This window comes from Roseivirga sp. 4D4, from assembly GCF_001747095.1.
Classification (GTDB): Bacteria; Bacteroidota; Bacteroidia; order Cytophagales; family Cyclobacteriaceae; genus Roseivirga.
In genome coordinates, this window is record NZ_MDGP01000001.1 from 1,086,835 (window position 1) to 1,098,614 (window position 11,780).

Genomic DNA, 11,780 nt, shown 5'->3' on the forward strand with positions numbered 1-11,780 from the left:
GTATTTGACCATATAAGGCCAAAAATCTGCCACAATAATTAACTAATTAACAATTAAGTAGTTAGCTACTTTTCCAAGTAATTCTTTCAACAAAGTGATCGCCATAGTACAGGCAACTGTTCCAACCTAGAACAGTAAATTACTATATTTATTTGTGGAAATTCTAGCCATAGATGACGACCCCTTAATGCTCCATACCATCAGCATGGTACTGGAAGAATCCTATGGAGATATTCATACGGCAGAACACCCCAGTAACGCGCTTCCTGTTCTTGAAAGTGAGCAGGTAAAGGCGATTGTATTGGATCTTAATTTCGCCATTGGAGATTCTGATGGTGCCGAAGGCCTGGCTTGGATTAAGCGAATCAAGGACATGAGGCCCCATGTCTCGATCATTGTGCTTACGGCACATGGGTTTCTGGACATAGCAGTCAAATCGCTCAAGCAAGGAGCGACAGACTTTCTTGAGAAACCCTTTTCTAATGAGAAGCTCATTGCTACTGTTCAGGCTGGATTAAATCTGGCTAACTCACAATTGAACTTAGCCGATGTCACCTCAAGTCGTGATCTATTGATCAATCAGAGCACTCAATTCAACAACCTGGTTGTAGGCGTGTCAGAGAGCATGAAGGCTGTCATGGATATAGTCAGCAAAGTTGCGGATACTGATGCCTCTGTACTCATCACAGGGGCTCATGGTACAGGCAAGGAAGCCCTCGCGAGGTTAATTCATGGAAAGTCCATGAGAGCCGCACAACCATTTATTAGCACAGATTTGGCTGCCATTACACCAGGACTATTTGAATCTACCCTATTTGGACATGTCAAAGGAGCATTCACCGATGCTAGTGAAGATAAACTCGGAATGATGGAAGGCGCCAATTTGGGAACTCTCCTTCTCGATGAAATCGCCAGTATTCCTCTCTCCTTACAATCAAAACTACTTTCTGCCTTACAAAATCGGGAGGTTCATCGCGTGGGAGAACATCGACCCAGGGCTATTGATATTCGCTTAATCAGCACATCATATAAATCCATAGACGTCTTGACAGATCCCTCCGAATTCCGGCAGGACTTGTTGTTTCGAATCAATACAGTACATATCGAACTCCCCTCCTTACGCAATCGAAAAGCCGATATCCAACCATTAGCAGAGCATTTCCTACAAGCATTTAATCGCAAGTATGACAAGCATTTTGACCTGACTAAAGATCAATTCAGAGCTTTGGAGGAATACCATTGGTCGGGGAACATTCGGGAGTTGAAAAACAGCATTGAGCGAATGGTGATTATGGGCAGTGCCATTGACTTGGCAGGAAACCAAGAGAAGCCTACCGACAACTTATATGAGGTTGAGAAAAGAAAGATTGCGGAGATCATTGAACGTCACTCCGGCAATATCACCCATGCTGCAGCCGAATTGGGTATTGGCCGAAACACCCTTTATCGTAAAATGAAGAAATATGATCTTTAGCAAGGGTTTCTTAATGGTTCTGATTCGGGTACTCCTGATCGTTGCCTTTTCAATCGGAATGGTCTACACCTATTTAGAAACTGAGCTTTCCATTACCCCATATATGTTTGCCGTGCTCATACTTATAGTGAGCATCGAACTGACATGGAGGCAACAATCTCAGGAAAGAAACTGGGCTAGTTTTCTTGAATCCGTCCGATATGGTGATTTCAATCGTACCTACGAGAAAAAGACACAATCCAAAAAACTTCAAGAAGCTTACCAACTGATAACCGAAAGAATGGAAAGTCTTCACACCGATCGTGAAGCAGAATTTAGGTTACTCCAAACGGTATTGAGACATGTTTCTGTTGCTGTGATTTGCTATCGCGAAAATGGTGAAGTCGTTTTTACCAACAAGACCTTCAATACCCTACTTGAACTTGTCAGTCTGACACATATCGATCGTTTGGCCGAAGACTACCCCAACATTCATCAGGCAATGACCAGCGAGACCATCAGTAGTTCAGAGTGGATCGATCATAAAAATGGACAGAAGCTTTTGCTCAAATCAGAAGCCTTCAAATTGAAGGGAAAAGCGTATACACTCGTTTCCCTGACTGACATTCGCAGTTCATTGGAGACTAAGGAGCTTGAGAGTTATCAAAAGCTGATGCGTGTGATGACGCATGAGATCATGAATTCGACTACGCCCATACTATCATTGATCAGAGTAGTGAATAAGAAGCTCATCAAAGAAGATGAACTAGTTAATCTCGGACCAAAAGACCAAAAGAATGTTGCCACTAGCCTTGAAGCCATTGAGGAACGCACTTCTGGCATGTTGAAATTTGTAGAGGCCTATAAGCAAATCAATCGATCCATTGAGCCTCACCTAGAAACGGTAGAAAGCAAAGTGTTGATTGATTCTATTGCTCCCTTGATTGCTTCAACATCCGCGATCGGTATAAGAACAAATGATCAGTATAAAGGGACTTTGGAGGTTGATCGTGCACTGATGGCTCAAGTGCTGATCAACTTGCTCAAAAATGCCATGGATGCTGTGGGAGGATTAGAAGACCCCATGGTTTCATTAAAGATCTACGCTGAATCCGATCATGTAGTGATTCAGGTGGAAGACAATGGTCCTGGCGTATCAGAACAGTCTATTTCAGAAATCTTTGTCCCATTCTATACCACCAAAAAAGACGGTTCTGGTATTGGACTAGCGCTATCTCGAAAGATCATAAAGGCCCATAAAGGGAATCTAGAATACGCTAGAGATGATGGTCGTTCTCAGTTTACAATTCTCTTATCTCATCAAATATCACTTTTTTAAATATAGCGCTAGGTTAGTGTAATCGATGATTGCCTCTTTACTAGTTAGAATATCTGCTCCTATTACCCCATCTACCCGGCCTAAGCCCAAGCGCTCAAAAGCACTATTGACATGATCTAGGCTCATAAGAACAAGTGGCATCTTATTTATGGTCAATGCACCCATTTCAAAGGTATTCTCTTCAGAAACGAACATCTGAATGCTGGCTCCTCCTGCACCTGCTGCCTCTTGGTCTACATTTTTAACAGCCATTTTAAACTTATCCCTGTTTTGAACCTCAATCACAGTACCTGAGGCTCCAGTATCTAAAATAAACTTACCGTTTACTCCATTAAGCGTGCACTCCAGATGTAAATGACCCGAAGCAATTCTCGTCATTTGCAACTTTCGATACCCTTTCCCTTTTAAGAAGTGCTCTAGAGCTATTTCAGTCGTAGAATTGGCTATCGTCTCTTGTGCGTTTACTGTCGACTGGTAACTCCAGAAGAGATTAACACATGCTATAAAGAATACTTGTTTTATTGAAATCATTTTGAAAAGGTTTAGGCTTAATTCAATTAATACTTTCTGAAGGGCTTAATTATTGGACTTGTCCATCCGCAGTATATTTTACTGTGCTTAATTCATTCCCTAGCTCATCGTAATTGATTTCCACCCTATGAAACCCAAGTGTCGGATGTTCACAGGGCTCCCGATTTTGATCGAAATATGTCATGGCGACTAAATTATCATTGTGATCGAGTTCAAAAACAGTCCTATGAATACCTAATTCATTTTCTACTGGTCTATCCTGATTATCGTAGAAATTCATGGAGAAATACTCTGATAAACCAAGTGGCTGATTTCGATATTTAAATTCATATCGACACTGGGCATAACCATACTCCATATTAGCCACAGCCTGCCGGTTTGATAACTCACCTTGAATGTCATAAAACGACCAGCCTCTTTCATTACCGTAATTGTCAAAGTCAAAAACAACATGTGCATAGCCAGCCTCATTTTGCATGGCGAATCGGTTGCTCTGGTTGTCTAGGTTTGAAATTGTCGCCAAATAACCTCTTTTGTCCTTGGAGATGACTGACTTCCGAAAGGGAAAATAGGAAGTTAAATAAATCGGGTTACCCTCTTGATCAAACTGTTCCTGAACAACGCTACTATCCGTTGCCAAAGACCATCTAAACTCATAATGTCCTAATCCAGAGGTTAGCCTGATTCCGTTAGTATCTCGCAAAAATAGGCGTTGCTTTATACCAGAATCGCTAAGCTCAAATTCCTCCATATGAATAGCTCCACCTCCATAATAGTGTCTACTCATATCACTTTTATTCCCCTCAGTGTCAAAGTATTTCCTTATTAGGCGCCCCCTTGAGTATTCATAAACTACCCTATGGGTGCCATAATAACTGTTGTTGCTTGGCTTACCTGACTTGTAATAGGATAGATCAGAAATTTGACCACGTCTGTTGTACTTCACTCTATAGTAACTAGGAGGCATCAACGTATCAAGGTCAACTTGACCTCTGGGATTATAATCCAGATAAGGAGATATAATACCAGTGAGCTTACTGTAATACTCAATCTCTTGTCTATCAAGGTTAATACAACTAGAAGCAGTAAGTAGAATAGTTATAAAGGCCAAATAAGTCGCTCTCATCCGTCTCACCACCACGTTCGACTAAAGCTTGTAGGTTCCATTTCTTACTTCATTCAGAACCCGATCGACATAACTCTTATAAGCCTCCGGAGTATTTTCCTTAGCTCTATTCAGCATGGCAATGGCTTGCTTTTTCTTTCCTAGGAAATAACTACAAATGCCATGATTTAGCTGTAAATACCATGTTTCGGGGTTCTGATCAAGACCTTTTTGGGTAAGTACTTGAGCTTTTTGAAATTCCTGATCTCGCATTAAAAAAATACCAAAGTAATTTACATCAGCTGGTGTACCAATCGTATTCATAGCCTCAGAAATGGTTGAATCCAGAGCTTCAGCCAGACCAAGTTTCTTTTGGATGTTTGCCTTGGTCATTAGGTTAGTCAGGTTCTTGTTTGCCCCAAAACCATTTACTCCACCGGAAATGGATCTTTCTACCCATTGTAATGCTTCCTCCAAGTTAGTATTATGCTGTAAGCACCAATTGGCGGCATCATTCCAAGCTTGCCAACGATATGTATTAAGACCACGTAACTCACTTCTCAGACTGGCAACTACTGTCTCATTTAAATCTACGCTGACAGTAAATGGAATTCGCTTATCTGCCCATTCCAAACCAATTATCAAACTGTCCTCTTTTCTGTCCAGGAAGCGATAGGTCAACCTCTCTTGATTCTCTGTGTCAACCCCTGTGACATTTACCCTTAGTGTCACGTCTTTGTCAACATCAAGGTAATAGCTCCCCCAAAGGTCGTTGTTGTGGGCAAATAACAGGTCGAAACTATTTCCATTGGGTATTATGTGAAACCCATATTTACCGGCTTTTAGGCTCTGGCCCTCAATCATTACATCTGTACTGAATGAGATGGTGGTGTTCATGTTGGCCCCAGCTCTCCATGGAAAGGGATTCCCATTTTGAGGGATAACCGATTGATTATTCCAAACATCCCGATTCCTATGTGCAGGGCTGTGGTAGTCAATTTCGATTTCTGTCACTCCCAATTTCTGCATTTCTCTCACCTGTGGACTAGCACTTGGTAAATTTAGCGTGTGAAATGCGTTCGCCCGTTGTGCTTGCAAATGGTTGATTGTGGTAAGAAATAGAATTATTAGAGTTAGGTTTCTGACTTTCATCTTAAAGAGGTTTGATATTGTTTGATATTAAAATGTTGTTTTCGGAAGGTTTAATTTGATTCAACAGGAGGGGTTAATCTGACCAGAGTTCCATAGTGAACATGAGCGAGATGATCTTCCAACCGCCCTTTGTTTTTATAACAGAGTAGAACTCATCGCCCATGTGAGACTTTTTACCATCTATTTGAACCCTATAATAGGTCTTGACAATCGCTCTACCTGCATCTATCATTTCAACATCTATAAAGTCAAATTCCTGATTGATCTTTTCTTCTGAATTCTTGACAAAATCAGCAAGACCTTGGGCCGTTGTTGATTTTTTAGAGTACTCACCACTGGAGAGTCCCCGAAAAGTAGAATAGATAAGTGCCGAGGGATGAATAAATGCGTCCAATATTAGGTTGGATTTTTGACTATTTACTCCCTTTGAAATAGAGTTGATCAACTCTTTCAATTGATCAGTATCGTCTATAGAAGATTGTGCACTTAAGTTTAAACAGGTAAGTAGAGCTGTGACAACGACAACAATTCCTTTATTTCGCATGGCATTCAATATGTTTTCGATGCCAATTTGCCTCAGGAAAATGCTTCAAAGTTCCTGATTTCAGAAATTCGGATAAAGTTTTTCTGGATTCTCAAGTGCCAGTTTTGAAAAATCAACAAATTGTAGAATGAACGTTTACGTGGTACTTATTGTATTCTCTTCCATTGCGGTAGCCATGTGTTTTTTCATGATTAGCTATCTCCTTTTTGTCAAAAAACAACTAAACACAAGGACCAAATTACTGGCCTTAATCGTTTCGGCCTTGGCTGTAAGGATCGCCAAGTCAGTATTTTTCTTTTTAATTCCACAGCTATCAACTTTTGGTGTTGCCTTGGGCTTCCTGGGGTTTTCACTCCTTGGACCCCTTCTCTACTTTTATTTTCAAGGTTCATATCACAAGGAAAATCAGTTCAGTTTCAGAAAGATCGACTTGGTTCATATCATTATCCCAGTATCAGGTTTCATAGGGATAATAACTTTAGGCAACTACCTGGATCAGTTTTATTTGGCTTGTAGCATAAGTCTAGGCTTTTATTTACTTCTGATCTTTCGCTCCCCATCGTATAATGATTTGTCTCCCTGGGATTTGATGCTTTATAGGCTCATGCTGGTCCTTCTAGTCGCGTTCACTTTTCCATACTTTTTCAAGTATGTACACTCATATGCCATAGGCACCGCGATCTCTTCTGCTGTGGTTTATTGCATGTTTTTTTACTTTCTGAAATATGCACCAAGACTTTCGACCAAGGTAAATGAACTAGAGGTCAACTTGCAGCTGGAGCAGAAAATCATAAATGCATTGGAGTTAGATGAGGTTTACAGGCAGTCAGCTTTAACTTTATCAGAGTTTTCTGAACTGGTAGGTGTTCCTCAGTACATTATTTCTAGAGTAACGAAGAAGGTCTATAAGAAGACTTTTCCAGAGACGGTAAACAGTCTAAGAATCTCTGATGTACAAGAAAAGTTAAAGCAATCTGATGCCAAAGGGGCCAAAATTGAACAATTAGCTTTTGATGCTGGCTTTAACACTCTTTCCACCTTCTACGCAGTTTTCAAAAAGGAAACATCCATGACGCCAAGGGAGTACCAAAGAAAACTCATTGCCTAAATTTTCTTTTACAATTGTATTCAAGCTTTGAGGGCAATAGCTGAATAAGTTATTGATACATTTTCATATCTGAATTTCCGAAATCAGGATACTCGAGCTTTAAGAATATGGCAGATTGCCCTTATGAATCTACATAAGACTAAAACCCCAATCGAGATAAGTGCTAAAGGTCAGACAATAAATGTGGCTCAACAGTCTGAAAATTGCTCTTCACCATCACTCACCTGTTCTAGTTTCAAATGGCCAATTTGTCTTTTTATGCTATTATTTTATGTGGTTTGCCAAGCCCAGCCCTACCAACAAGAAATCGATAGAGTTGATAAGTTTATAGACAGCGTTAAGGCGAGGTTTAGTGAAATACCAGGACTATCAATAACGATAGTTAAAAACAACGAAACCGTTTTTACTAAGGGTTATGGATATGCCGACATAGAGTCAAAAGAGCTCGTTTCAGCAAATTCTGCGTTTTATATTGCTTCTGCTACCAAATCGTTTATCGGAGCATTGGCAGTAATACTCGAAAAAGAAGGATGGGTTGATTTACAGGCTCCTTTGACTAATTATAAGCCTTTCAAAGAATTAAGCAACCATGCCTTATTCGATGACCTGACAATAACCCACCTGCTTAACCATACAAGTGGGTTAACGAATAACTTCATAACCTTCAGAAGTTCATACCTAGGGAACCTTAGCCATAAAAAAACTATAGAATTACTGGAAACTGCAACCCAAAAAACCGACTCTAAGTATGAGTATTCAAACTTGGGATACAACCTTTTTGCATTACTTCTGAGTGAAGAATTTGGTGATGATTGGAGAAACTTGTTGCGGGAAAAGATTTTTGAACCTATTAGAATGATAAATACTTCGAGTATCATATCAAATAACGGGTCAATGGCTAAACCATATATTTCAGCACAGCCAGAGGGCACCATTGAAGGCTCCATGAAAACGGATGCTTTGATGCATTCAGCCGGTGGTTTGGTCAGTTCGGTGGCAGATATTGCTCAATGGATAAAATTTAACCTAAGTAATGGAGGGCTAGGAAATAGTCAGCCCTATAAAGGAGTGATCTCAAAATCTCATAAGCAGACTGTAAAATATCCCGAGGAAAAGGGACAAATCTTTACTGACAATGGGTACGCTCTAGGCTGGCACAATGGGACATACAAAAATAAACAAGTCGTCTATCACTTTGGAGGTTATATAGGCTATCAGTCACACATTTCTTTTATACCGGATGAAGACCTTGGTGTTGCTGTATTTGCTAATGAGCAACACTTTGGAGATAATCTCAATAGTATCATTGCATCATATGCATATGACCTGCTTTTGGGTCTAGAACCTGACGAGACAGAATACGAGTCAAAGTTGAAGGACCTTGAAGGCTTCATAGAAAACCTAAAAAACAATTCTATCGAAAGAGACAAACAGACAAAGCAGTATGACCTGCGTCTGTCCACGAAACTAGAAGCCTATACAGGAACTTACAAAAATGACTTTATGGGCGATGTCATAGTTACAATCGAGAAAGAAACTCTGTCATTCAGGTTTGGAGAGTTATCAGCCATAGCCGTCCCCACTGCTAATGAGGACATGATACTGGCGGAGCTAATTCCGGGAAGACCTATGGATTTTCTTTTTCATGTCACCGAGCAAGGAGAAGTAAAAGAAATCTCAGGTGGAGGCTTACAGTTTGTGAAAGTAGAGTGATGAATGACAATGACAGCTTTTCACTAACCAGGACAAAGGTTAGTGAAAAGTTGCAGCTCTATCATTTCTCCTTCCCCATCATCTCTGGTTTGATCTTCTTCTTGTCTAAGTGCTTCACCCCTTCTTTCATCCATAAAGGAGCTTCTGCATCTTTGAGGTAATGATCAAAATACTGTTTCATTCTGATTTGAAAGTCCTTTTGATTTTCTTCTTTGGAAAGGTGATGCGGTTCATCTGGGTAAGACAATAGAATCACTTCTTTGCCCAGTCTTCGGGCAGTGGAGTAATACTCAAGTCCTTGTACCCAGTCCACAGCCCCATCTGCAGTACCGTGTAATATCATAAAAGGCGTGTTGATGTTTTGTGCGTGGTGGATGGGTGATTGGCTTCTATAAAGCTCCATATCATCCCATGGGCTTACCGCCATTCTACCTTGTGACCATTCAAGAATAGGTCCGTTCAAGTTACCCGATCGCTTATAAGCTACATTGTACATACTGATTAGGTTGGTTAATGGAGCCCCTGTTACTACGCAGGCAAACATATCCGTTTGGGTTACGATGAATGAAGACTCATAACCACCCCAGCTATGCCCTTGTAGACCGATTCTATCCGGATCGGCATAACCTAGATCGATCACAGCCTGTGCTGCACTAGTCACATCATCCAGTGCAGAAGTACCCGGCTTGCCTTCGGTATAGATGATATCTGGCATCAACACCAAATAACCATTGCTGGCATAAGTAGACATATGCGGTCGGTCATCATAAGTAGGCATAGAATACTGATGATGTCGCTGAGACATTTTCTCATAGAAGTAAATCACCATTGGATACTTCTTTCCTTCCTCATAATCAGCCGGAAGTGCCAGTGTTGCTTGCAGTTTATGACCTCGCTTGTCTGTATAATCCACAAGGACTCTTTTGCCCCATTTGTATCCTGATTGCTGGGGATTGGCATCTGTCACCTTCTTGGGTCTTTTCATGGTTAGGTCAGACACCCAATAATCAGGAAAGTCAACAAAGGTTTGCTCGGTATAGATGACCCTATCAGCACTCTTGGCCTTATTCAACCTGCCGATCATCTTATCCTCGAAACGCAAGGCCTTAGGCTTTTTGCCCACCTTTACCTGGTAATAACCTGACTTCTTGGTTTTCTCACCATAAGCGCTGAGTAATAGATTTTCACTCACATCAAAACGATCGGCATCGGGATCTAACTGCACAAGCCTAAAACGTATCTCCTGATCCTGACCTATTCCTTGTGTTAGGTTAATTACTTCATTCGAGTTAAGTGAAAAAGCATATATATCGTATTTATGATTCAGCATGACCCATTTGCCATCGGCAGACCAGCCAGCAATACCATAGGTGGGTTTCTCCACGGGCCTATCGAATTCAAGGTTTTGAAAATTGAGATCCGAACGGGTTGAAAGGTTGGTCGTGGCCTTGGTTTCAAAATTGTAAAGCATTGTTGCTCCATTTCGAGCATATAAAGCATAATCACCCTTTGGTGAGATGCCCATATTGTTATACACCCGCTCAGCAATCAAAGACTGATCGCCTGTGGAAGTATTCACTGCATACAAATCAGCATAGCCGGCCGGCATATTTCTAACCGCACGATAGGCAGTATCGACCGAAGCAACCGCCCAGTTTGAATGTTGATTTGTCCGTGCGAAAGACATGTCTTCAGTACCGATTTGAATCAATCGCTTATTGCCAAGATTCAGCACAGCCGTATGCGTGGCTCTCTTATCACGATTGGCCGTAATCATTTGTCGAGATTGGACGACTTCATCTTTCCAATGCCAAACGTCCACGTTGGCCTTTAACATGTCACTTTTCTTAACTTCCTCTGATTGCGCTTTAATACCCAAGAAGAGCTGGGTATTAGCCTCATTCCATCGAAGAGGACTGTACTCGCTGATCACATAATTTTCTTTCTGAATAGCATACTCATTTTGGCTTGCTGGATTTGTCATACCAGCAGCCAAGCCTTCGGCCCAATAGATGTTATTATCTCGCTCAACATTACCGTCTTTCTTATCACCAAATAGCACTGCAATCTTGTCCCCTCCCTTATTCCATGACATTTGAGCATAGGTGTAGGCACCCGTATGCAGAGGCCATGATCTTAGGTCTGTCAAGTTAATCACATAGAGTCCATTCCCGCTATCCTCGTCCGCATCCACCGTATAGGCAAAAAGGCTTCCAGTCTTGTTGAAAGCATAACTGGAGACATTACCAATGTTCAATGTCCGGTTCCCTTGTAAATCCTTCAGAAGCAGGTCACTTCCCTTGTGTTCTGCTTTTGGATCGACTGCGTTTTTGTGAATACCAATGTAATTTGTGGCCTCAGAAAATGAGAACGACCTGGTTCCTTTAAACTCCTGGATATTATTGTCATTCAGACTTAGCAAATGCAGGCTGCTTTGTACTCGCTTCTTCGAGGCTTTTAATTTGTCTGCTTCTGCCTTAGCAGGATCCACTAGGTAGGCTACCCATTTACTGTTTTCTGAGAATGAAACTCTTTTCCCGTTGATGGATGTCCTGATCGTGTCACCATCAATTCTTCTAACATGTAACCTGGAATCGCCTTCATTGGGCGCATAGGCGTAAGTCATCCACAGACCATCAGGTGATATAGATGTGTTGGTTATTCTGTTCCATTGGGCATAGTCTTCTAGCGTCAGCGGTTTCAGCTCTTGTCCAACAATAGGCTGGAAAAACAGAGTCAAAACAAATAAAAGACTGAAAACGCGTTGATTGAGGGTGATCTTCATGATTAGTATACTTGGTTGAGAATATGTCTTTTTGACACATTAAATATACT

9 protein-coding genes are annotated in these 11,780 nt (G+C 41.1%); 4 read left to right on the top strand and 5 right to left on the bottom strand.

The features are described from left to right. Positions 1-154 precede the first annotated feature (154 nt). A complete protein-coding gene (locus tag BFP97_RS04670; protein WP_139135182.1) occupies positions 155-1,474 on the top strand; it encodes a sigma-54-dependent transcriptional regulator in 1,320 nt (439 codons plus the stop codon). Next, positions 1,464-2,792 (top strand): sensor histidine kinase, encoded by a 1,329-nt coding sequence (locus tag BFP97_RS04675; RefSeq protein ID WP_069841300.1) that lies wholly within the window; start codon positions 1,464-1,466, stop codon positions 2,790-2,792. Before BFP97_RS04670 ends, BFP97_RS04675 begins: the two co-directional genes overlap by 11 nt. Here BFP97_RS04675 and BFP97_RS04680 read toward each other — a convergent pair. From BFP97_RS04680 to BFP97_RS04695, 4 genes are all read right to left on the bottom strand, one after another. Beyond that, positions 2,781-3,323, bottom strand: coding sequence for a retropepsin-like aspartic protease (locus BFP97_RS04680; RefSeq protein ID WP_083262425.1), 543 nt, complete (start codon positions 3,321-3,323; stop codon positions 2,781-2,783). The genes BFP97_RS04675 and BFP97_RS04680 overlap by 12 nt on opposite strands. A gap of 49 nt (positions 3,324-3,372) precedes the next feature. Beyond that, complete coding sequence (locus tag BFP97_RS04685; RefSeq protein ID WP_069841301.1) at positions 3,373-4,449, bottom strand: hypothetical protein; 1,077 nt, start codon at positions 4,447-4,449, stop codon at positions 3,373-3,375. A 21-nt stretch (positions 4,450-4,470) separates the two neighbouring features. Further along, the gene (locus BFP97_RS04690) at positions 4,471-5,580 is read right to left on the bottom strand and encodes a DUF2911 domain-containing protein (protein WP_083262426.1); all 1,110 of its coding nucleotides are present in this window, start codon (positions 5,578-5,580) and stop codon (positions 4,471-4,473) included. Positions 5,581-5,653: 73 nt separating this feature from the next. After that, entirely contained in the window at positions 5,654-6,124 is a 471-nt protein-coding gene (locus BFP97_RS04695) for a hypothetical protein (RefSeq protein WP_139135183.1), read from the bottom strand. A 127-nt stretch (positions 6,125-6,251) separates the two neighbouring features. Here BFP97_RS04695 and BFP97_RS04700 point away from each other — a divergent pair, with 127 nt between their 5' ends. Together BFP97_RS04700 and BFP97_RS04705 are read left to right on the top strand one after the other, a co-directional pair. Then, positions 6,252-7,232: a helix-turn-helix domain-containing protein gene (locus tag BFP97_RS04700; RefSeq protein ID WP_069841304.1), complete on the top strand. Its 981-nt coding sequence runs from the start codon at positions 6,252-6,254 to the stop codon at positions 7,230-7,232. A 258-nt stretch (positions 7,233-7,490) separates the two neighbouring features. Then, positions 7,491-8,945 (top strand): serine hydrolase, encoded by a 1,455-nt coding sequence (locus BFP97_RS04705; protein ID WP_069841305.1) that lies wholly within the window; start codon positions 7,491-7,493, stop codon positions 8,943-8,945. A 61-nt stretch (positions 8,946-9,006) separates the two neighbouring features. Here the strand turns inward: BFP97_RS04705 and BFP97_RS04710 are convergent, their stop codons facing one another. Continuing rightward, positions 9,007-11,730: a prolyl oligopeptidase family serine peptidase gene (locus BFP97_RS04710; protein WP_083262428.1), complete on the bottom strand. Its 2,724-nt coding sequence runs from the start codon at positions 11,728-11,730 to the stop codon at positions 9,007-9,009. Positions 11,731-11,780 lie beyond the last annotated feature (50 nt).

Coding starts and splice junctions, on each gene's coding strand:
- BFP97_RS04680 (WP_083262425.1), bottom strand. CDS start 3,323: ATGATTTCAATAAAACAAGTATTCTTTATAGCATGTGTTAATCTCTTC.
- BFP97_RS04690 (WP_083262426.1), bottom strand. CDS start 5,580: ATGAAAGTCAGAAACCTAACTCTAATAATTCTATTTCTTACCACAATC.
- BFP97_RS04700 (WP_069841304.1), top strand. CDS start 6,252: ATGAACGTTTACGTGGTACTTATTGTATTCTCTTCCATTGCGGTAGCC.
- BFP97_RS04695 (WP_139135183.1), bottom strand. CDS start 6,124: ATGCGAAATAAAGGAATTGTTGTCGTTGTCACAGCTCTACTTACCTGT.
- BFP97_RS04710 (WP_083262428.1), bottom strand. CDS start 11,730: ATGAAGATCACCCTCAATCAACGCGTTTTCAGTCTTTTATTTGTTTTG.
- BFP97_RS04675 (WP_069841300.1), top strand. CDS start 1,464: ATGATCTTTAGCAAGGGTTTCTTAATGGTTCTGATTCGGGTACTCCTG.
- BFP97_RS04685 (WP_069841301.1), bottom strand. CDS start 4,449: ATGAGAGCGACTTATTTGGCCTTTATAACTATTCTACTTACTGCTTCT.
- BFP97_RS04705 (WP_069841305.1), top strand. CDS start 7,491: ATGCTATTATTTTATGTGGTTTGCCAAGCCCAGCCCTACCAACAAGAA.